Genomic DNA, 21,425 nt, shown 5'->3' on the forward strand with positions numbered 1-21,425 from the left:
GGTCGGATGCCGTCAGCCGGCCAGCACCCGCGCGTCGCGCTGCGCGATGATGCTCAGCTCCGCCGCCGCGAAGGCGTGCTCCTGAGACATCGCATGATTCGTGCGGTCGATGCAGTCGCGGATGAGCTGACCGAAGAACGGGTAGCCCGTCGCGCCTGTGGCATCGAACCGGAACTGCCCGTCCTGGTTCACGAGCAGCACCTGGTTGCCGCCGTTGTCGGTCGTGATGTCGGTGTACTTGCGCAGCTCGATGTAGCCGTCCGTGCCGAGCAGCAGCGTGCGACCGTCTCCGAAGACGTCGAGCCCCGCAGGGGTGAACCAGTCCACCCGCACGTACCCGGTCGCGCCGTTGTCGAGCACCACGTGCGCGTCTCCGAAGTCCTGCAGGCCCGGAGTGTCGGGATGCGCGTAGTTGGCGACCGTCGAGCTGACGATCTCTCCGGCCGTCGCGCGCGTGTAGTGGAGCATCTGCTCGAAGTTGTGGCTGCCGATGTCGCAGATGATGCCGCCGTACTGCGCGGGATCGTAGAACCAGTCGGGCCGCCCTTCGCCGATGCGATGCGGCCCGAACGAGGCGACCTGGAGCACGCGCCCGATCGCGCCCTGATCGATCAGCTGCCCTGCCAGGATCGCCGCCTCCGAGTGGACGCGCTCACCGTAGTACACCGCGAACGTGCGGCCGGTGCGAGCCACGGCGGCGCGCGCAGCGGCGAGATCGTCCATCGTGGTGATCGCGGGCTTGTCGGCGAAGAAGTCCTTGCCCGCGTCGAGCACACGCACCCCGAGAGGCGCCCGCTGGTTGGCGATCGACGCGCTCGCCACGAGCCGCACATCGGGGTCGTCGAGCACGGCCCGTTCACTGCCGGCCGCGCGCGCCTGCGGGAACCGCTCGATGAACGCCGCGACCTTCGCGGGGTCCGGGTCGTGCACGAGCGCGAGCGTGGCTCCGGCCTCGATCAGCTGCTCGACCATCCCGAAGATGTGTCCGTGATCGAGCCCGACGGCGGCGAACACGAACTCTCCCGGGCCGACCACCGGCTCGGGGAGCGGATCGAAGGTGTAGGTGCGGGTCATCGGTCGTTCTCCTCGTCGCTCACGTCGTAGGGGCGGAGGCGCCCGCACATGCCGAACCGGCGCTCGCCCGGCGACGGCACGGCCTGATGCACGCGGGCGTCGGCCAGATGCCCCAGCGACCCGGATGCGACCGCCTCGGCGAGCGCGAGCGACTGCCGAGCCTGCGCGAGCGGTCCTTCGGCGATGAGCTCTCCCCAGGCGACCGCACGTTCGCGCACGAGCGCCCCGGCCGCCGCACGGAAGGCGTCGAGAGCGGAGGGATCGCCGACCGCGACGGCGTCGCGCAGCCGCTCGAACCCCGACACGGCGAGATCGCGACGCGCGGAGGCGCGGTCGGCACGGCGGTCGTCGTCTCCCAGCGACGCAGCTGCGGCATAGGCTGCGGGATCGCCCACGACCTCCGGGGGGAAGGTCATCACCGCATCACCGGCTTCGGGCAGTCCCGCGTTGCTCATCAGCACCACGACCCGCAGATCGCCGTGGTTCACCGCGCGATGGACGGTTCCGGGAGTGAACCACACGACCGAGCCCGCGGCGAGCGGAGTCTCACGAAAGCCGTCGGCGTCGATCGTCTGGAGCGCGCCGGTTCCCGAGACGACGACATACGCCTCGGTGGACACGAGATGCATGTGGGGGCTGCCGCCGCAGATCCCGTCGGGCGCAGGATCCCCATACACGTGGAGCGACGACAGCGAGGTGCCGCCGGGGAAGGACGACGCGCTCATGATGCCGCCTCGAGCACCGAGGCGGTCTTCTCGAAGAAGTGGGGAGCGTTCGCGACGAGCTGCCCTGCTCGGTAGTACGGGTCCGATGCGGTGATCGGCAGCGGCACGAACCGCCGCTCGAAGCCCGCTTCGTAGATCGCGGTCACGACCTCGACCGCAGCGCGGCCGTCGTCGCCGTCGGCGACGGGCTGTCTGCCGTCGCGGATCGCTCCGAGCACGTCGCCGATCTGACCCTCGTGACCCAGGTGCGGGAGAGGTGTGCGTGCGGCGACGAGCTCCTCGATCCGCGACACCGTCTCTGCGTCGCCGCCCTCCTCGGGGAATCCGTCGACGCGCGATCGCTCGGCGATCACCGAGAACGGCTGCGACACTCGCGCGTTCGCCCCCTGGATCACGATCGCATGCTCCTGCCCGTGGTGCACGACGGAGCTGGTGAGCTGCGCGAGCCCGCGGTCGTAACGCAGGATCGCGACCGAGAGGTCCTCGACCTCGGCGTTGTCGTGCTGGGCGTTCGCGAGCATGGCCGTGACCTCGCTCGGGCTGCCGAGCAGCCACAGCAGCAGGTCGATGTGGTGGATGGCGTGATTGAGCGTGCAGCCGCCGCCCTCCTTCTCCCACGTCCCCCGCCACCAGAGGTCGTAGTAGGGCAGGCCTCGCCACCACGCCGAATCGACGCGCACGTGCGAGATCGCGCCGAGCAGACCCGAGTCGACGATGTCCTTCAGCGTCGCCATGTCATCGCGGAAGCGGTTCTGCGCGACGACCGACAGCATCCTGCCCGAGCGCTGCTGAGCGGCCAGCATCGCGTCGCACTCCTCGAGCGACGGTGCCATCGGCTTCTCGACCAGCACGTGGACACCCGCGTCGAGGGCGGCGATCGCCAGCGCAGCGTGCGTCGACGGCGGCGTCGCGATGCTCACGAGGTCGACGAGACCCGACGCGATCATCGCGAGCGGATCGTCGAACGCCGTGACGCGGACGAGATCGAACGCCCGCGCCTTGTCCTCCGCCTTGCCCGGGACCACGTCGGCCAGTGCCGTGATCTCGCACTCCTCCTCGAATGCGAGGTACCCGCCGATGTGCGCATCGGCGATCCCCCCGGTCCCGATGATGCCGATCCTGAGCATCCTGTGTCTCCTCACTGAGATTTACTACGTATTACTAAGACGTAGTAGATACTATCGAGACACACACCCGTGACGTCAACCCCGAAAGGACGGATGCGATGGACAGACGCCCGACGAGTCATGACGTCGCGCATCGCGCCGGGGTGTCGCAATCGACCGTGTCGTTCGTCTTCACCGGGCGGCCGGGCATCTCCGAGGCCACCCGCGAGAAAGTGCTGCGGGCGGCGGCCGAGCTCAGCTATCGCCCGAATCTCGCCGCCCGATCCATGCGGACGCAGCGCACCGGCCGCCTCGCGGTCGTGGTGCCGATCGCGACGATGAACCCCCTGACCCTGCTGTCGGGCGCGATCGCCGCCGCTCGCGAAGAGGGCTACGTGGTCGAGGTCGTGAGCCTGCCCGAGGATCCCGCAGGCCTCGACGAGCGCCTCAGCGAGGTCGTGGGGTCGGGCCAGTACGAAGGCGTCCTCGCCTTCACACCGCTCCCCGCCATCGACAGCACCGGGGGTCCGGTGGTCCTCTCCGTCGGCGAGTTCGACGACGCCATGCACATGACGGGTGCTTTCACCGACTCGCGCCCCCTCGCCCAGATGATCGAGCGGCTCGCAGCGCAGGGGCATCGTCGCTTCATCCATCTGGCCGGCGCGGAGGACTTCCCCTCCGCGCGAGCGCGCCGCGAGGCCTACCTCGCCACGGTCGAACGACTCGGACTCGAGTCGCTCGGAGTGACCGAGGGCGATTGGAGCGGAACGGCCGGCGAAGCCGCGATCGACGCCCTGCCCCAGGATGCGCCCCCGCTCGCGGTGATCGCCGCGAACGACCTGATCGCCACCGGCGCGATCCGGGCGGCGACACGACGAGGATGGAAACTGCCCGACCAGGTGGCCGTCACCGGATGGGACGATCATCATCAGAGCGCCTTCCTCGTGCCGTCGCTGACGAGTGTGGCGCAGGATCGGGAGCGCCTCGGCGCCTACTCGATGCACCGGCTCATCGCGGCGGTGCGAGGCGGAGAGCAGCCCGTGCGCCCCGACGACCTGCTCACCGTCGTGTGGCGCGAGTCGACCATGTCTCCCGTCGACACCAGGACAGCAGAGACACCATGACAGCAGTGACACCATGACCGCGGAGGCACGAATGAAGATCCTGATCCCGAACACCATCGACCTGCCGGTCACCGCCGACGTCGAGGCGGTCGTCTACGACATCGACGCCGAGATACCCGACGAGCACCGCGACGCCGAGGTGCTCGTCGTCTGGCACAACTCCTCGTCGTGGCTGCAGGAGGCCGCGCGCACCCTGCCCGAGCTTCGACTCGTGCAGGCTCTCGCCTCAGGCGCCGACGCCGTGCTGAACGCGGGCTTCCCCGAAGAGGTGCGCATCTGCTCCGGTCGATCGCTGCACGACGGGCCCGTCGCCGAGCACGCCCTCGCGCTGATCCTCGGCGCGGTGCGCCGCCTCGACCGTCTGCGCGACGCGCAGCTCGAGCATCGGTGGGACGACGACTTCAACGAGGTGCAGAGCGCCCCCGAGTCGCGGGGCTCCTACACGCTCGACGCAGCGCGCGTCACGATCTGGGGGTTCGGGTCGATCGCGTCGACCCTCGCTCCCCTCCTCACCGCGCTCGGCGCCGAGGTGCAGGGCATCGCGCGCTCGACGGGGACCCGATCGGGCTACCCCGTGCACGCGGACGCCGATGCGGCGACGGTCCTCTCCGAGACCGACGTGCTCGTCTCGATCCTCCCCGCGACCGATGCGACGGCCGGTCTGTTCGACTCGACCGTCTTCGACGCGATGAGAGCCGGGAGCGTCTTCGTGAACGTCGGCCGAGGGACCACCGTCGACGAGGGCGCGCTGATCGCGGCACTCGAGTCGGGCCGGCTGCGCGCGGCGGCGATCGACGTCACCCGGACCGAGCCGCTGCCGGCATCCGATCCGCTGTGGGAGGCGCCGAACCTGCTGATCACACCGCACGTCGCCGGCAATCGACCGGCGGGGGCCGCGCGCCTGATCGATGCCAACGTCGCACGGCTGGCCGCCGGCGACGACCTCGTGAATCAGGTACGCCCCTAGGGTCTGGACACCTGCGCGCGACCGGCGCATGCTGAGCGCATGACCGCCTTCCAGACCACGCATGCGTTCACCGGGTTCAGCGTCGACGACATCGATGCCGCCCGCTCCTTCTACGGCGACACTCTCGGCATGGACGTCACGACCAACGCCATGGGCTTCCTCGACATCAGCCTGCACGACGGCGGCTCGATCCTGGTGTACGCGAAACCGACTCACGAGCCCGCGAGCTTCACGATCCTCAACTTCCCGGTGGACGACATCGACGCCGCCGTCGACGACCTCAACGGGCGCGGCGTCGTGACCAAGATCTACGACGACGCCGAGTTCCCCACCGATGAGAAGGGCATCCTGCGCGGCGGACCGGACCGGGGCCCCGACATCGCGTGGTTCCGCGACCCCGCGGGCAACGTGCTCGCGGTCATGGCCGGCTGAACGGGGCGGACGGCCCGCGGAACGGATGTCCCTGCACGACACCCTCGTACACGACGTGGGGCTCGTGCGGAGACATCGGTCCCGTGGGAGACCGCGTCAGGCGAGCAGGCTGTCGAACATCGCGTTCATGGCCGGATCGACGCGCTGCAGCTCGGGGTGCGCATCGTGCCAGTCGATGATCTCCCGCGCGGCCGTGTGCAGCGGCATCACGGGGCCGAAGTCGGGCACGATCCGGCGGATCTTGGTGTTGTCGAAGACCACCGAGTGCGCCATGTCGCCTCTCAACTGGCCCCCGCGCTCGGGGGCGGCAGCCTCGATGGCCGCGCTCGTGGCGTACCGGATCCGGGGCTCCGCCCCTGCGGCTCGTCCGAGGATCGAGTAGATCTCGTTCCAGGTGTAGACGAAGTCGCTCGTGATCTGGAAGGTGTCTCCGTAGGCGAGCGGGTGGCCCAGCAGGCCGACGAAACCGACGGCGAAGTCGGTGGAGTGCGTGAGCGTCCACAGCGACGTGCCGTCACCGTGCACGATGATCTCCTCACCGCGGCGGATGCGGTCGATCGCCGTCCATCCGCCGAACGCGGGAATCGTCCACTTGTCGTAGGTGTGCGAGGGGCGCAGCACGGTCACGGGGAAACCGCGATCGCGATACGCGGCCGTGAGCAGGTCTTCGCAGGCGATCTTGTCGCGCGAGTACTGCCAGTACGGGTTGCGCAGCGGCGTGGACTCGGTGATCGGCAGGCGCGCGACGGGCTTCTGATACGCGGATGCGGAGCTGATGAAGACGTACTGGCCCGTGCGCCCGTCGAAGCGGTCGATGTCACGCTGCACCTGCTCGGGCGTGAACGCGATCATGTCGGCGACCACGTCGAACTCGCGGCCGGCGAGCGCCGCGTCGACGGCCGCAGCATCCGACACGTCAGCCGTGAGAACCTCGACGCCCTCCGCCGGCGCGCGCCGCGACTGCCCTCGATTCAGGAGTGTGACCTCCATGCCCCGAGAGGCGGCGAGCGCACTCGCCGCAGAGGAGATGATCCCCGTTCCACCGATGAACAACACCGTCGTCGCAGTCATGTGATCGACTCTATCGATCCGTCGCACGACGGGCCCCGCGTCCTCGTCTCCGCGCGCCCCTTCCTCCGCGGCTCGGCCGGCTAGGCGAGGTTGCCGAAGAGCGAACGCACGGCCCGTTCGGTCGCGTCCGCGTCGCCTGCACGCATCGACAGGGCGACCTCCCGGGCGCCCCACGGCCGCGTGCGGCTCGAGCCGTCGGCGACGATCTCCGACGATCGCAGCGCGCACTGCACGAGGATCGTGGTCTCCACGAGGTGCATCGCCTGCCGGGGGTGGTCGATGAGGTCGGACACGGCGGAGAGGAACGCGACGACCGCGCGGTCGCGGTCTGCGGTGGTGGCCGCCGCGTCGATCTCCTCGACGGTCGCCACGAGACGGTCGAGCACGCTCTGCGCGGCCGACGGCAGCACCGCCCTGAGCGCTATGCCGACGAGCATCCCCGCATAGCCGATGGCCGCACGGGCCTTGGCGCCCGCGAAGTCGGCGACCTTGGTATACCGGGCCGGGGTCACCTCGACGAGGCCGATGTCGCGAAGCCGGATGATCGCTTCGCGGATCGGGTTCAGCGACATGTGCAGCTCGTCGGCGAAGCGGCCGGTGTTCAGTCTCTCGCCCGGCCCGTACTCACCGCTGAGTATGCCGGCCAGGATGTGTTCGAATGCCAGCTCGGGAAGCGGGAGCGAGCCGCGATGAATCCGCTGGTGCGCGCGGGGGCCCGCAGGGGCGATGGTCATCGATACTCCTCGGTTCAGTTCCGGAGGCCCCGTTCATCGAGGCCCCCACTGAACAGACGCGCCGCCGCCCGAACTATGACGCGATACCGGAGGAAATGTCAGACGACTGCCGCCCCGGTGCTCGCCGCGAACTCGTCCAGGGCCGCGATGACGTCGGCGGGGAGCATGACCTGGCTCGCGGCGACCGCATCGTCGATCTGTGCGGTGCGGGAAGCGCCGATGATCGCCGTGGTCACCACGGGATCGCGCAGCACCCAGGCGATCGCGAGCTGCGGGATCGAGAGTCCGGCGTCTTTCGCCACACGGTCGATGCCGCGGATGCGCTCGAGGTAGCTGTCGGTGAGCGCGGACCCGTTGAGGAAGTGGCTGTTGGCCGCGCGCGAGTCGGCGGGCACGTCACCGTCGATGTACTTGGCCGTCAGAAGGCCCTGCGCGAGCGGGGAGAACACGGCACTGCCCACCTCGAGTTCTCGCAGGGCCGGGAACAGCTCGGCCTCGGGCGTCCGGTCGAACAGCGAGTAGCGGGGCTGGTGGAGCAGCAGCTTCACTCCCTGGTCTGCCAGCAGCTCGTAGGCCTGACGCGCGAGGTCGGCGGGGTAGTTCGAGATCCCGACATACAGCGCCTTGCCGCTGCGGACGATGTCGGCGAGCGCCGTCGTGGTCTCCTCCAGCGGCGTCTCGGGATCGGGACGGTGGGAGTAGAACACGTCGACGTAGTCGGTGTTCATGCGCCGCAGGCTCTGTTCGAGCGAGCGCGTGAGGTACTTGCGCGATCCTCCGTCGCCGAACGGCCCCGGCCACATGTCGTAGCCGGCCTTCGTCGTCACGAACAGCTCATCGCGGTAGCGGGCCAGTCCGCTGTCGAGCACCGCGCCGAACGTCGACTCCGCGGATCCGTAGGGCGGGCCGTAGTTGTTCGCGAGGTCGATGTGCACGACACCCCGGTCGAACGCGTGCAGCACGATCTCGCGCTGGGTGTCGAACGTGCGATCGCGGCCGAAGTTCTGCCACAGCCCCAGCGAGACCTTGGGGAGCTGCACGCCGCTGGCGCCTGCACGCTGGAACGGCACATCGGTGTAGCGGGTGGGCGCGGCCTCGTAGGGGCTCGTCAGGCGGGGATCATCAGCGGCGATGGGCATGAGGGACGCTCCTGTGCGAGGGGGGTGGGCCTTCAGGATAGCGCTTGCCGGGAGGCGCGGTCGTGGAGGCTTCCCCCGACCGCTCAGCTCGCGGCGCGGTCGTTCCCCGTCGTCTCGGTCGCGACGGCCTCGCCATCGCGGTCTGCGTTCCGTCTGATCTCGCGACCGCGTTCGACGTCCTCCTGCTCCTTCGCCGCCGCCTTGTCGCTCTTGCGCGTGTCGCGCGGCGGCAGCTGGATGTCCTTCTCCGCCGCGATGCCCGCCTGCAGCTGGCGACCGCGCTCGAGCTCGACGTCGAACTCTGCGCCGAACAGCAGCGCGAGATTGGCGATCCACAGCCAGAGCAGGAAGATGATGATGCCGGCGAGCGAGCCGTAGGTGCGGTCGTAGTTCGAGAAGTTGCCGATGTAGAACCCGAATGCGGCGGTCGCGAGGGCCAGCACGATGATCGCCAGCAGCGCCCCCATGCTGATCCACCGGAACTTCGGCTGCTTCGCGTTCGGGGTGGCGTAGTAGAGGATCGCGACGACGAGCACGACGATGAACACGAGCAGGGGCCACTTGGCGATCGACCAGATCGTCTGCGGCACATCGCCGAGGCCGAGCGCGTCACCGATGGCCTTCGTGACCGACCCGGAGACCACCAGGAGGATCGACGCGAGCACGAGCAGCACGATCGTGACGACGGTGACGAGCAGCTGAGTCGGCTTGAGCTTCCAGAACGGCCGCCCCTCCTCGATCTCGTAGATCCGGTTCATCGCACGGCTGAACGCTCCCACGTATCCCGACGCAGACCAGATCGCCAACAGGACGCCGGAGACGAGCGCGAATCCGGCCGCAGGTGAACTCGCCATCTGCTCGATCGGCCCACGGATCGTGTCGACCGTCTCGCCGGGCGCGACCTGCTCGATGATCTCCAGCACCGCATCGCTCGCGGCCCTCCCCTGACCGACGACTCCCAGCAGGGAGAAGATCGCGATGAGCGCGGGGAACAGCGACAGCACCGCGTAGTACGTCAGCGAGGCGGCGATGTCCGTGCACTGGTCAGACGAGAACTCTCTGATCGTCTTCCGCAGCACGTACTTCCACGACCTCCTGTGCAGATCGTCCGGCGAGTCGGGCTTGTCCGCCGCCTCCGGATCCGGCGCGTGGCTCGGGGCGGAGGGGTCGGTTTCTCTATGGTGTGACATCTGCGCTCCTCTCGCGGTGCGGTCGGACCGACCGGCGCCTCCCGTTGTAGAACGCTCGACGGCGGCGGCCACGACCCTTGCCTCGACTCGATCAAGGGTGTATCGGCACGCGGCGAGGCCGCTGTCAAGGTGGCCTTCGAAGTCCGACGGGCCGGGTAGCGTGGCGCAGGGTCGACGATCGTCGCATCCGCGCCCCGCTGCCGGCGGGATACGAGAAGAGGTCCAGGATGGGCGGAACCCCACGGTCGGTGCACCCCGACACGTCGAACTCCATCACCGTGACAGGCGCGCGCGTGCACAACCTGCGCGATGTCGACGTCGCGATACCCCGGGACTCCCTCGTCGCCTTCACCGGCGTCTCGGGTTCGGGCAAGAGCTCCCTCGCATTCGGCACCCTGTATGCCGAAGCCCAGCGCCGATACTTCGAGTCGGTGGCGCCGTACGCCCGACGACTGATGAGCCAGGTCGACATCCCCGACGTCGACTCCATCGAGGGCCTGCCTCCCGCGGTCGCCCTCCCCCAGCAGCGCACGGCAGGCAGTGCCCGCTCCACGGTCGGCAGCGCCACGTCGATCGGCAACGTCGTGCGCATGCTGTTCTCGCGCGTCGGAACGTACCCGCCGGGCGCCGACCTCCTGTATGCGGAGGACTTCTCCGCCAACACCGTGCAGGGCGCGTGCCCCCGGTGCCACGGGATCGGGCAGGTGTACGACGTGCCCCTGCACCTCATGGTGCCCGACGAGTCGTTGACGATCCGCGACCGCGCTCTCGACGCCTGGCCCCGGGCGTGGCACGGCAAGCAGCTGATCGACAGCCTGATCTCGCTCGGCTACGACATCGACATCCCGTGGCGTGACCTGCCCGAGGAGCAGCGCCAGTGGGTGCTGTACACCGAGGAGTCCCCGCAGGTCCCGGTGTTCACCGACCGCGGTCCGGCCCAGGTGCGCAAGGCCGTCGCCGCCGGCATCGAACCGTCGTACATGAGCACGTTCGTCGGCGTGAAGCAGTACGTGCTGAACACCTTCGCGAACTCGAAGAGTGCGAAGATGCGCGAGAAGGCGGCGAGCTTCATGGTCAGCGTCCGCTGCCCGCTGTGCGACGGACGCCGGCTGAAGCCCGAAGCGCTCGCCGTGACGTTCGCCGGTCTCGACATCACGGAGATGGCAGCGATGCCGCTGGCCGATCTCACCGATCTCCTGGGTCGCGAACTCGAGCGGCTCGACGGCGGCTCCGGCGGCGAGGAGTCCGTCGGGGAGACACTCGCACCCGAGAAGCAGCTCGCGGCGCGACGGCTGGTGAACGAGCTGCGCGACCGGGTGTCTCCCATCATCGCGCTGGGCCTGGGATACCTCTCGCTGGACCGCTCGACGCCCACCCTCTCATCGGGCGAACTGCAGCGCATGCGGCTGGCGACCCAGGTGCTGTCGCAGCTGTTCGGCGTCATGTTCGTGCTCGACGAACCCTCCGCCGGGCTCCACCCCGCAGACGGCGAGGCGCTCGTGCGCATCCTGCGCTCGCTCAGGGACTCGGGCAACACGGTCTTCTTCGTCGAGCACTCCCTCGACGTGATCCGGCACGCGGACTGGATCGTCGACATCGGCCCCGGCGCCGGTGCCACCGGGGGCGAGATCGTCTACTCGGGTCCGATCGACGGGCTCCGACAGGCGGAGGACTCCCAGACCCGGCGCTATCTGTTCGCAGATGAGCTGCGGGGGGAATCGCCGACGGCGTCGGTGCGTGCTCCGCGCGAAGGGGATGCCGCGCTCGAGCTGGTCGACGTCGCGCGCAACAACCTCCGCGGCGTCTCGGTGACGATCCCCCTCGGCTGCCTCACGGCTGTCACCGGCGTCTCGGGGTCGGGCAAGTCGTCCCTGGTCACGCAGGCGCTGCCCGATCTGCTGCAGAGAACCCTGTCGAGCGAGCTCGACGGCGCGTCGGTCGACGCCTCCGCGGACGAGCAGAGCCGTGCGGCGGCGGATCCGCTGCTGCTCTCCACCGTGGCCTCCGAGACTTCGGGGCGCGCGTCGGGTCCCGCCGACCGGGTGCGCCGCGTGGTGCAGGTCAGCCAGAAGCCGATCGGACGCACCTCCCGGTCGAACGTGGCCACGTACACCGGACTCTTCGATCGGGTGCGCGCGCTCTTCGCGGCGACTCCCGAGGCGCGCCGTCGGCGATACGCCGCCAGCCGGTTCTCCTTCAACCTGCCCAGCGGACGCTGCCCCACCTGCAAGGGCGAAGGGACGGTCGAGGTGGAGCTGCTCTTCCTCCCCACCGTCCACGCCCCGTGCGGCACCTGCGGCGGCACCCGCTACAACCCCGAGACCCTCGAGATCGAGTTCGACGGGCACTCGATCGCCGATGTGCTCGCCCTGAGCGTGCACGACGCACGAGCGGTCTTCGCCGACGACGCCGAGGTCACCCGGCACCTCGATGCCCTCCTCGACGTGGGACTCGGGTATCTGCCGCTGGGCCAGTCGGCGACGGAGCTCTCCGGCGGCGAGGCGCAGCGCGTGAAGCTGGCCTCCGAGCTTCGGCGCGCCCAGCACGGCGACACCCTCTACCTGCTCGACGAGCCCACATCCGGGCTGCATCCGTCCGACACCGATCGGCTGCTCGTCCATCTTCAGCATCTGGTCGACGCCGGCAACACGGTCGTGATGGTCGAGCACGACATGCGCGTGGTCGCGCAGGCCGACTGGGTGATCGACATGGGTCCCGGCGCCGGAGACCTCGGGGGGACGGTCGTGGCGCAGGGGACCCCGCGCTCCGTCGCCTCGGCGAGCGGGAGCACGACGGCGTCGTACCTTGCGAAGGCCCTCGATGCGCAGAACTCAGAATGAACCTCTGACCAGGACATCTACTGCGGGCCGGACTGGCTGAGACTGCACATCTCACACCGCCGGATGGGTGAAGTGAGGCGTTCGCTCCACAGACGTAACGTCGCGTGTGGTCGCCGGAAACGCCGCTCGTCCATGCTCGATTCAGCTGAGCATCCGTGCTCCCGTCCCGTGGAGGTCATGTGTCATACATCAAGCCCGCCGAGCTCGCCACCCGCATGGTCGACGCCGGCGCATACAAACTGCAGCTGTCCACTCGCGACACCCTCATCCGCGCCTTCATGGGCGCCGCCCTGCTGACGATCGCCGCGGCCTTCGCCGTCACGGTCTCGACGCAGACCGGTCAGCCGCTCCTGGGCGCAGTGCTCTTCCCGGTCGGGTTCGTGATGCTCTATCTGCTCGGGTACGACCTGCTCACCGGAGTCTTCACCCTCGGGCCGCTCGCGGTGCTCGACCGCCGCCCCGGAGCGACGTTCGGGTCGCTCATGCGCAACTGGGGCCTCGTCTTCCTCGGCAACTTCGGCGGCGCCTTCCTGGTGGCCATCCTGATGGCGATCTACTTCACCTACGGATTCTCGACCGCGCCGAGCGCCGTCGGCGAGGCGATCAGCGAGATCGGACACGGTCGCACGGTCGGGTACGCCGACCATGGCGCAGCCGGGATGCTGACTCTGTTCATCCGTGGCGTGCTCTGCAACTGGATGGTGTCGACGGGCGTCGTGCTGGCCATGGTCTCGGACAGCACGATCGGCAAGATCGTCGCGATGTGGCTGCCGATCATGCTGTTCTTCTACATGGGCTTCGAGCACTCCATCGTCAATATGTTCCTGTTCCCGTCCGGCCTGCTGATGGGCGCCGACTTCACGGTGTGGGACTACATCGTCTGGAACGAGCTGCCCACCGTCGTCGGCAACCTCGTCGGGGGGCTCGTGTTCGTCGGGCTCCCGATCTACTTCACGCACGGACGCCCGAAGGCTCGGAAGGCCCGCGAAGCACGCGCTGCTCTGCGCCGGGCACGCTCCGTCGTGGCCGAAGCACCCGCCGACACCACCTCGGTGACCCGACAGGAGGCCGGCTCGGAGCTCGAGCCCTCGCGCGTCTGACACCGACGGAAAGAGGGCGGATGCTGCGGCATCCGCCCTCTCCTGCTGCGCGCGACGTGCCGGGCGCTTCGAATACGCGTCACGCGGAGCGGAATCGATCGATGATGACGTCCGCTATCCGCGCGTCGGCACCGAGGGGCGCGGATACCCGGTCCGCGCCGGACTTCTCCACGAGTCCGGCGAAGTATCCGGGAGCCAGGACGTGGCTCGCCGCGATCACCCGTGTCGCCCCGTCTCGCCGCGCTGCTGCGACGGCCTCCCCGATCTTCGGATCGATCGCCGAGGCGTAACCGATCGTGATCGGGGCGGGGATGAGGCGAGCGAGGTGCTCCGACGCCGCAGTGACATCGGCGACGGCTGCCGGATTGCTCGAACCGGCGGCAGCGAGCACGACGTGGTCGCCAGGGAGCCACATGCCCTCGACGGCCGCACGCAGACGGGTGGCCAGCACCTGGGCGATCAGCGGGTGGGTGCCCAACGGCTCCCCCTGCCGGACGTTGTCGTGCGGCCGCACGGCGTCAGCGATGTCGACGGCCGTGTGGAAGCCGACCGACAACAGCAGCGGCACCACCACGACATCGTCGAGCACCCGCTCCTGATCGATCACATCGAGCACAGTGGGCTCCTGCACGTCGACGAACGCCTGCACGACCCGCGAGTCCGGTATCCGCTGTCGCACGAGATCGACGAGCGCCTCGACCGTGCGCCGGCCCGCCGGTGAGTCCGTTCCGTGAGAGCAGGCGACGAGCGTGGTCATTCGGTGTCCTCCATGGTGAGCCGATACCCGCGCTTCACGACTGTCTGGATGGCGGTCGCTCCACCGAGCGCCTCGCGGAGCCGCGCGACCGCCATCTCGACGGCATGCGCGTTCTCGCCGCCCCGCGGCAACACGAGCCCGAGCTGTTCCCTCGAGACCACCCTGCCCGCAGCATCGAAGAGTTCGCTGAGGATGCTGGCGCCCGCACGCGAGAGCGGCACGAAGCGCCCATCGAGCAGCACGCCGCGGCTGCGCATCTCCATGGTGCCTGCAGCCGTTCGCCGCTGCGGGGCTGCTCCGGAGGCGAAGTGGTCGACGACGCAGCGAACCAGCGAACCGAGCCTTCCGCGCGCGGCGAGCGTGGTGTGCAGCCCAGCGCTGTGCAGCGGTGCCGCCGTGATGGGGCCGACGGCTGCGAGCAGCAGACGTCCAACCTCCGCGCGTCGGCGGATCGCGTCGAGCGTGTCAGCGCGGATCGCGGCCCGGACCCACTCGGCTGCGCCCGGCGCGGAAGTGAAGAGCACGGCGTCGACCTCGCCGGAGCCCGCCTGCACCACGGAGCGGTGCACGATCTGCGGGTCGGGCGGCGGCCCCCAGCGGTAGACCGCGATGCTGACGACATCGGCGCCGAGGTCTGCGAGCAACGCGTCGAGTCCGTCGGCACCCGCCCCGTGGTGCTGGATCGCGATGCGACGCCCGGCGACGCCTTCAGCCGTGAGGTACTCCCCCACCTCCGCCGAGGTCTCGGACTCCGCAACCCAGTCGGCTGTGAACCCCGCCTGCTGGATCGCGCCGTGCGCCTTCGGCCCCCGAGCGACGAACTGGGCATCTGTGAGCGCGGTCGACAGCTCTTCTGCCAGATCGTTCTCGTGCGCTGCGTCGATCCAGCCGCGGAACCCGACACCCGTCGTCACGATCACGATGTCCGGCGGATCCGCGATCAGATCACGGGTGCAGGCGAGCAGATCCTCATCGTCTTCGTTCGGGATGATGCTCAGCGCCGGCGCGCGGTATACCTGCCCCCCTCGGCGTTCGAGCGCCGTGACGAGGTCGCCCGCGCGCCTGTCTGCGGCCACGACGATCGTGCATCCGGCCAGAGCCGGCGAGAGGGGGGCACGGGTCGTCACGCCAGAGCAGCCCCGATGGTCGACGGCGAGGGCAGCAGCAGGCACTCGCTCGCGACCTCGCCGATCACGATCACGGCGGGATTGCGGAGCCCGACGGCATGGGCGTCGTCGACGGCACGTCCGAGGGTCGTGCGCGTCGTGCGCTGCTGCGGTGTGTGCCCGCTCTCCACGAATGCGACCGGGCGGTCCTTCGGAATGCCGTGCGCGATCGCGGATTCCACCAGACGTCCGAGAGCTGCGACGCCCATCAGGACGACCGTCGTCACCGTCGCATCAGCCATGGCCTCTAAGGTACCCGGCCCGAGCCCGCCCTGCCCGTTCACGACGTGGAAGGCGGCTGCCGTGCCACGATGCGTGACCGGGATGCCGGCTGACTGCGGCACCGCGATCGCGCTCGTGATCCCCGGGGTGACGTCGACCGGGATACCTGCAGCGAGGCACGCGAGCATCTCTTCGCCCCCGCGCCCGAAGACGAACGGGTCGCCGCCCTTGAGACGCACCACCCGCAGACCGGCAGCGGCGCGCTCGACGATGATCCGGTTGATCTCCTCCTGCGGGACCGGGTGTCGCCCCGGCTGCTTGCCCACGTCGATCACCTCGACATCGGGGTCGAGCCCCTGCACGATCTCGGATGCCGGTCCGAGGCGATCGGTGACGAGCACATCGGCCTCCGCGATCAGTCTCCGCGCGCGCACGGTCATCAGATCTGCGGGACCAGGGCCGCCGCCGACCAGGTCGACCCGGCCGCTGCGCGCGCCCCGCCGGCGCCGGAGCGGCAGTCGGCCATCACCGACCAGAGCGATGATCGCATCGCGCACGGCCATGGAGCGGCGAGGATCCGCGCCGACGGTACCGGTGACCGCGACCGTCACGTCGCCGACTTCCGCCTGGGCAGTCAGCCTGGCCGATCCGTGTGCGCCGTCCGAGGCGTTGATGCAGAGGACCCTCTGCAGCTCGCACTGCTCGCCGACCGCGCGATCCACATGGGCGTCGCCGGTCGCGGTGTGCACCAGCCACGCGCCCGCGAGGTCCGCCGCGCAGAACTCCCTACCCTGCCAGGCGACTCCGTGACTCTCGACGAGCCGCACAGTGTCCTCGTGCAGCGCCGGTGCGACGATCCGCACACTCGCGCCCTCGGCGAGGAAGCGACGGAGCCGCTTCGCGGCCACCGCACCTCCGCCCACGAGCAGCACGTCACGTCCCGTCAGATTGACACCCAGCATCACGGTCATCGGATCTCCTCGATGTCGAGCTCGACGTGACCGTCGACGACGGTCACGCTCCACACCCGCAGCGAAGCGGGTTCCCTGCCCTGCGTCTCGAGGCATTCGCCCGTGCGCAGATCGAACACCTGCTTGTGCATCGGCGACGCAAGGGTCGCAGCCTCGCCCCGGCTGCCGACGATGCCGCGTGACATGACCTGCGCACCGCTGTACGGGTCGAGATTCGACACGGCGTGCACTGAGGCGTCCGCCAGCAGGAAGAGTGCGACCTGGACCGTCCCGAAGAGCGCTGCCCTGCCGCGCTCGATCTCCAGATCGCCGACGGCGCACACTCGAACCCGACTTCCGGTGGTGGTCACCGCCGCACCTCCAGCGTCGTGCCCGCGATCAACACCGAACCGTCGCTGCGCTCCTCCGCCGTGGCCGGGCGCACCTGGCCTCGTTCCGGCACATAGGCGAGCGAGGGGTCGGGGGTGTCCGTGGCGTTCACGAACGACTCGAACCGCCGGAGCTTCACCGGGTCCCGCAGGGTCGCCGCCCATTCGTCCTCGTACCGATCGACGTGCACGGACATCGCCGTGTCGAGGTCATCGCAGATGCCGAGCTCGTCGTCGAAGATCACCGACCGCAGTCCGTCCAGCCCGCCGTCGAGCTCTGTGCACCACCCGGCGGTGCGCTGCAGACGATCCGCCGTGCGGATGTAGTACATGAAGAAGCGGTCGATCGCGCGGATCAATCCTTCGTCATCGAGACCAGACGCGAGCAGCTCAGCGTGCCTCGGCGAGAACCCGCCGTTGCCGCCGACGTACATGTTCCAGCCCGTCTCGGTCGCGATCACCCCGACGTCCTTCGAACGAGCCTCCGCGCATTCTCGTGCGCACCCGGAGACGCCCACTTTGAGCTTGTGCGGCGCTCGCAGCCCGCGGTAGCGCAGCTCCAGCCGCACCGCCATCCCCACCGCGTCTAGCACACCGTATCGACACCACGTCGAGCCGACGCATGACTTCACCGTTCGCAGCGCCTTGCCGTACGCCTGTCCCGACTCGAAGCCGGCGTCGACCAGTCGCTGCCAGATCTGCGGCAACTGCTCGAGACGGGCACCGAACATGTCGATGCGCTGTCCGCCCGTGATCTTCGTGTAGAGGCCGTACGACTCGGCGATATTGCCGATCGCGATGAGCCCCGCCGGCGTGACCTCGCCACCCGGCATCCTCGGCACCACCGAATAGGTGCCGTCCTTCTGCATGTTGGCCATCACGTGATCGTTGGTGTCCTGCAGCGAAGCGTTCTCACCGTCGAGGACATGCGCTCCGACCAGCACGGCCAGGATGCTGGCGAGCGCCGGCTTGCAGATGTCGCAGCCACGCCCGGTGCCGAAGCGCCCGATGATCGCGCTGAACGTCGAGAGCTCGGACACTCGCACAGCGTCGAAGAGCTGCCGGCGTGACATCGCGAAGTGCTCGCACAACGCATCGGACGTCGTCTGCCCGAGCTTGGTCATCTCCTGCCCGACGATCTTCTTCACGGCGAAGACGCATGATCCGCACGTGGCGCCCGCCTTGGTACACGCCTTCACGGCTGCGGCATCCGTGCAGCCCTCCGCGTGGACGGCGTCGCGGATACGCCCGGCGGTCACATTCGAGCAGGAACAGACGACCGCGTCGTCGGGGAGCTCGTTGTCGGGGAGGGCAGCACCGGCCTCGGGCAACAGATAGGCGGCGGGGTCAGCACCCAGTGGCGCGCCCACCAGCGGACGCAGGGAGCCGTAGGCCGAGGCATCGCCGACGAGGATGCCACCGAGCAGCGTCTTCGCGTCATCGGAGAGGACGAGCTTCTTGTAGACGCCGCTCACCGGGTCGGTGTACACCACGTCGAGGGCATTCGGGGTGACGGCCATCGCGTCGCCGAAACTCGCGACGTCGACACCCGAGAGCTTGAGCTTGGCCGATTCGTCATACCCGGGGAATGTCGCGTCGCCCCCGAGCAGTCGGGTCGCCGCCACCTCCGCCATCGCGTACCCCGGGGCGACGAGCCCGACCGAGCGCCCGTCGTAGTTGGCGACCTCACCGATCGCGAGGATGTGCTCATCGGCGGTGCGGCACCGGGAATCGATCAGCACACCACCGGACGGATGCACATCGAGCTGAGCGAGCCTCGCGAGCGAATCCTGCGGACGAACGCCGACCGTGAAGATCACGATGTCGGTGTCGTGCATGGTGCCGTCCTGGAACTGCAGCGTCGCGACCGCCCCGGACGCATCCGGGTCCAGGCGTGTCGTCCGCGTGCCGGTTCGGACCGCGATCCCCTTCGATTCGATGAGGCGCCGGAGCACCGTTCCGCCCGCCAGGTCGAGTTGCGCGGACATGAGCCGGTCGGAGGACTGCACGACGGTGCACCCGACGTCGAGTCCCTGCAGCGCCCCGGCTGCCTCGAGCCCGAGCAGACCACCGCCGATGACCGTGCCCCGAAGCGGGCGCCCGAGCTGCGCCCCTCGGCGTTCGACGAAATCACGGATCGCCGCGAGGTCGTCGATCGTCCGATACACGAAGCATCCGGGGAGTTTCGCCCCGTCGATCGCCGGCCGCAGTGCATACGAACCCGTCGCGAGCACGAGCGTGCCGTACGCATGGATCGCGCCTGACCGCGTGCGCACCGACCGCGTGCTGCGATCGATGCTCATGACCCGGTCGTCTCGGATGAAGCGCACTCGGTCGTCGGCGAGGACGCCGGCGTCGAGCTCGAGGTCTTCGGCGCTGGCACCCGCGAAGTATGAGGACAGCCCGACGCGGTCGTAGGGCGCTCGTGCTTCTTCGCCGATCAGGGTGACGGAGCGCGTATCGCCCTCGGACCGGAGCAGACTCTCGACGAAACGATGCGCGACCATGCCTGCACCGACCACCACGACATCTGCCGATGTGCTGCTTCGAGCGATCACGAGCCCTCCTCTGTCCGTAGTCCGAACGTAGGGAACCGGTGTTTCGCGGAGAGACGAGTCACTGTTACGCCGAGCGAACGTTCTGCTCACATCCGGATAACGCCGATGTGAGACCGTCAGCGCCGCTGAGGCATCGGGCACCGCGGTCATCGTCGTCGATCACATCGGCTACCGCCTGCACAAGTCAGAACCGACACCACGTTTGCCAGCCTCGTCGCCATGCGTCGGCTCACCTCGCTTGTTCCTCTCGCCCTCCTGACCATCGCACTCTCGGCGTGCACGCCACAGATGGACGATGAGACGACGACGACTCTCAACGACTCGGCGTGCATGTGGGTCGACGGCGTGGCGGAGCAGGCCAACGCGAGCATGATCTCCGCAGATCCGACGGCTCTGGTAAAAGCCGGCGACCACCTCCGCGAGGGCATCTCTCTGCCCGACGGCGACCTGAAGAGCGCCATCGCAGCCGCCGGAGATGCCGCGCCCGAACGTGAGACGCCGACCGTCATCCTCCCCGAAGACCTGAACTCGTTCAATGAGCATCTCGACAGCATCTCGTCGATCTGCGTCGATCTCGGTCAGAACGAGGTCTCGTCCCGCGTGAAGTATCCCGATTCGCAGAGCACTGTCGAAGTTCTCGACGGCTCGTACGGCGGATAGACAGAGACCCGAGAAACCGATTCTCATCGGGTGTTGATACTGCGGAGACGAGGGGATTTGAACCCCTGGTCCCCGTGAGGGGACTCCACCTTAGCAGGGTGGTGCACTCGGCCGGACTATGCGACGTCTCCAGGCATCCGCTCCGTGAAGATCGGATGCACCTTGCAAGCATAACGGGTTCAGCGGGTAGTCACGAATCGCCGTACCGATCGTTGAGCGAGGCCCGCGAAGCGGCCCGAGACGAAACGGGGCAGGCTCCGCTGAAGGGGTCGCGACGTTTCGTCTCAGTCGACTTCGTCGTCTTCGCTCAACGACCGGGGCGCGACTCCGTCGTCCGGCTCAACGGCCGGGGATGCTCACTGAGCTCGAGTCCCGCACGATGAGTTCGGGCTGGAACCGCACCCGACGGTCGTGTTCGACGCCGTCGAGGTCCTTCAGCAGCAGGTCGACGCCGGTCCAGCCGAGCAGTCTGGCCGGCTGGCGCACCGAGCTCAGCGGCACGACGGTGGCGGAGGCGAAGTCGATGTCGTCGTATCCGACCATCGCGATGTCCTCGGGCACGCGGATGCCGGAGCCGAAGCTGAACGCCTGCAGCAGTCCGACGGCGAGCAGGTCGTTGGCGGCGAAGACGGCATCCGGGCGCGAATCCGCAGGCCGCGCCGCGATCGCCTCGCCTGCTGCCCTGCCCTGCAGAACCGTGAGCGCCGATTGCTCGAACACCTCGAGCGTCGCATCGGGGTGCGCCGCGACGGCGAGCCGCACTCCGCGAAGACGATCGGCGACCTGCTGCACCGACTGCGGACCCCCGACGAAGGCCAGGCGACGGCGCCCCGAAGACAGCAGATGGTCTGCGGCCAGACGCCCGCCCTCGACGTCATCGACCGAGACCGAGGGCAGCACGCCCTCCTCCACCTCGCGGTCGACGAGGACCACCGGCATCCCCCCGGTGGCGAAGCGGTACACGGCGGTGAGATCGTCCGTGGCCGGCGTGAGCAGCACCCCGTTGACCCGCTGTTCCTGGAACAGTTCGAGGTGAGCGAGCTGCCGTTCGTCCCGCTCGTCGCTGTTGCCGAGCAGAACGGTCATTCCTGCATCCGCCGCTCGGTCCTCTGCGCCGCGGACCACCTCGGCGAAGAACGGGTTGCCGATGTCGGGCACGACGAGGCCGATGCTGCGGCTGCGACCGGCTCTCAACTGCCTGGCCGCGTCGTTCCTCACGAA

General features: G+C 69.0%; 19 protein-coding genes and 1 tRNA gene. 6 read left to right on the forward strand and 14 right to left on the reverse strand.

Annotation, left to right across the window (positions count from 1 at the left end; translation table 11 throughout):
* Positions 1 to 12: 12 nt before the first annotated feature.
* Genes RWO82_RS10400 through RWO82_RS10410 form a run of 3 tightly spaced genes read right to left on the reverse strand, consistent with a single transcriptional unit; the run spans position 13 to position 2,926 of the window.
* Positions 13 to 1,074 (reverse strand): Gfo/Idh/MocA family oxidoreductase, encoded by a 1,062-nt coding sequence (locus RWO82_RS10400; protein ID WP_314426537.1) that lies wholly within the window; start codon positions 1,072 to 1,074, stop codon positions 13 to 15.
* On the reverse strand, positions 1,071 to 1,799 hold the full coding sequence (locus RWO82_RS10405) for a cupin domain-containing protein (RefSeq protein WP_314426540.1): 729 nt from the start codon (positions 1,797 to 1,799) through the stop codon (positions 1,071 to 1,073). The genes RWO82_RS10400 and RWO82_RS10405 overlap by 4 nt, the downstream gene beginning before the upstream one ends.
* A complete protein-coding gene (locus RWO82_RS10410) occupies positions 1,796 to 2,926 on the reverse strand; it encodes a Gfo/Idh/MocA family oxidoreductase (RefSeq protein WP_314426542.1) in 1,131 nt (376 codons plus the stop codon). Before RWO82_RS10410 ends, RWO82_RS10405 begins: the two co-directional genes overlap by 4 nt.
* A 98-nt stretch (positions 2,927 to 3,024) precedes the next feature.
* Here RWO82_RS10410 and RWO82_RS10415 point away from each other — a divergent pair, with 98 nt between their 5' ends.
* The 3 genes from RWO82_RS10415 to RWO82_RS10425 are packed head-to-tail and all read left to right on the forward strand — an operon-like array spanning position 3,025 to position 5,428.
* Positions 3,025 to 4,029: a LacI family DNA-binding transcriptional regulator gene (locus RWO82_RS10415; protein ID WP_314426543.1), complete on the forward strand. Its 1,005-nt coding sequence runs from the start codon at positions 3,025 to 3,027 to the stop codon at positions 4,027 to 4,029.
* Between the two features lie 31 nt (positions 4,030 to 4,060).
* Positions 4,061 to 4,996: an NAD(P)-dependent oxidoreductase gene (locus RWO82_RS10420; RefSeq protein WP_314426547.1), complete on the forward strand. Its 936-nt coding sequence runs from the start codon at positions 4,061 to 4,063 to the stop codon at positions 4,994 to 4,996.
* A gap of 39 nt (positions 4,997 to 5,035) precedes the next feature.
* On the forward strand, positions 5,036 to 5,428 hold the full coding sequence (locus tag RWO82_RS10425; RefSeq protein ID WP_314426549.1) for a VOC family protein: 393 nt from the start codon (positions 5,036 to 5,038) through the stop codon (positions 5,426 to 5,428).
* Positions 5,429 to 5,524: 96 nt separating this feature from the next.
* Here RWO82_RS10425 and RWO82_RS10430 read toward each other — a convergent pair whose 3' ends face one another.
* The 4 genes from RWO82_RS10430 to RWO82_RS10445 all read right to left on the reverse strand — a co-directional run bounded on the left by RWO82_RS10430 (position 5,525) and on the right by RWO82_RS10445 (position 9,562).
* A complete protein-coding gene (locus RWO82_RS10430) occupies positions 5,525 to 6,499 on the reverse strand; it encodes an NAD-dependent epimerase/dehydratase family protein (RefSeq protein ID WP_314426551.1) in 975 nt (324 codons plus the stop codon).
* Between the two features lie 80 nt (positions 6,500 to 6,579).
* Complete coding sequence (locus tag RWO82_RS10435; RefSeq protein ID WP_314426553.1) at positions 6,580 to 7,233, reverse strand: GntR family transcriptional regulator; 654 nt, start codon at positions 7,231 to 7,233, stop codon at positions 6,580 to 6,582.
* Between the two features lie 98 nt (positions 7,234 to 7,331).
* Entirely contained in the window at positions 7,332 to 8,372 is a 1,041-nt protein-coding gene (locus RWO82_RS10440; RefSeq protein WP_314426555.1) for an aldo/keto reductase, read from the reverse strand.
* Positions 8,373 to 8,455: 83 nt separating this feature from the next.
* A complete protein-coding gene (locus tag RWO82_RS10445) occupies positions 8,456 to 9,562 on the reverse strand; it encodes a YihY/virulence factor BrkB family protein (RefSeq protein ID WP_314426558.1) in 1,107 nt (368 codons plus the stop codon).
* 227 nt (positions 9,563 to 9,789) lie between these two features.
* Here RWO82_RS10445 and RWO82_RS10450 point away from each other — a divergent pair, with 227 nt between their 5' ends.
* Positions 9,790 to 12,402, forward strand: coding sequence for an excinuclease ABC subunit UvrA (locus RWO82_RS10450; protein WP_314426560.1), 2,613 nt, complete (start codon positions 9,790 to 9,792; stop codon positions 12,400 to 12,402).
* A 179-nt stretch (positions 12,403 to 12,581) separates the two neighbouring features.
* On the forward strand, positions 12,582 to 13,502 hold the full coding sequence (locus RWO82_RS10455; protein WP_314426563.1) for a formate/nitrite transporter family protein: 921 nt from the start codon (positions 12,582 to 12,584) through the stop codon (positions 13,500 to 13,502).
* Between the two features lie 79 nt (positions 13,503 to 13,581).
* Here the strand turns inward: RWO82_RS10455 and RWO82_RS10460 are convergent, their stop codons facing one another.
* From RWO82_RS10460 to nirB, 5 genes are read right to left on the reverse strand one after another with little or no spacing between them, the layout of a single operon-like run.
* Positions 13,582 to 14,259: a CbiX/SirB N-terminal domain-containing protein gene (locus RWO82_RS10460; protein ID WP_314426566.1), complete on the reverse strand. Its 678-nt coding sequence runs from the start codon at positions 14,257 to 14,259 to the stop codon at positions 13,582 to 13,584.
* Positions 14,256 to 15,386 carry a uroporphyrinogen-III synthase gene (locus tag RWO82_RS10465; protein ID WP_314426568.1) on the reverse strand — a complete coding sequence of 377 codons (1,131 nt, stop codon included), beginning with the start codon at positions 15,384 to 15,386 and terminating at the stop codon, positions 14,256 to 14,258. The genes RWO82_RS10460 and RWO82_RS10465 overlap by 4 nt, the downstream gene beginning before the upstream one ends.
* Positions 15,383 to 16,618: a uroporphyrinogen-III C-methyltransferase gene (cobA, locus tag RWO82_RS10470; protein ID WP_314426570.1), complete on the reverse strand. Its 1,236-nt coding sequence runs from the start codon at positions 16,616 to 16,618 to the stop codon at positions 15,383 to 15,385. The genes RWO82_RS10465 and cobA overlap by 4 nt, the downstream gene beginning before the upstream one ends.
* On the reverse strand, positions 16,615 to 16,968 hold the full coding sequence (nirD, locus tag RWO82_RS10475; RefSeq protein WP_314426573.1) for a nitrite reductase small subunit NirD: 354 nt from the start codon (positions 16,966 to 16,968) through the stop codon (positions 16,615 to 16,617). The genes cobA and nirD overlap by 4 nt, the downstream gene beginning before the upstream one ends.
* The gene (gene nirB, locus RWO82_RS10480) at positions 16,965 to 19,544 is read right to left on the reverse strand and encodes a nitrite reductase large subunit NirB (protein WP_314426576.1); all 2,580 of its coding nucleotides are present in this window, start codon (positions 19,542 to 19,544) and stop codon (positions 16,965 to 16,967) included. The genes nirD and nirB overlap by 4 nt, the downstream gene beginning before the upstream one ends.
* A 219-nt stretch (positions 19,545 to 19,763) precedes the next feature.
* On the opposite strand from nirB, the gene RWO82_RS10485 reads away from it, so the two are divergent.
* Positions 19,764 to 20,204: a hypothetical protein gene (locus tag RWO82_RS10485; RefSeq protein WP_314426578.1), complete on the forward strand. Its 441-nt coding sequence runs from the start codon at positions 19,764 to 19,766 to the stop codon at positions 20,202 to 20,204.
* Positions 20,205 to 20,246: 42 nt separating this feature from the next.
* Here the strand turns inward: RWO82_RS10485 and RWO82_RS10490 are convergent.
* Positions 20,247 to 20,335, reverse strand: a tRNA-Ser gene (locus tag RWO82_RS10490).
* A 208-nt stretch (positions 20,336 to 20,543) separates the two neighbouring features.
* On the reverse strand, positions 20,544 to 21,425 hold an 882-nt coding region (locus RWO82_RS10495; protein WP_314426580.1), incomplete at its 5' end, for a substrate-binding domain-containing protein.

The organism is uncultured Microbacterium sp., from assembly GCF_963521645.1.
Classification (GTDB): Bacteria; Actinomycetota; Actinomycetes; order Actinomycetales; family Microbacteriaceae; genus Microbacterium.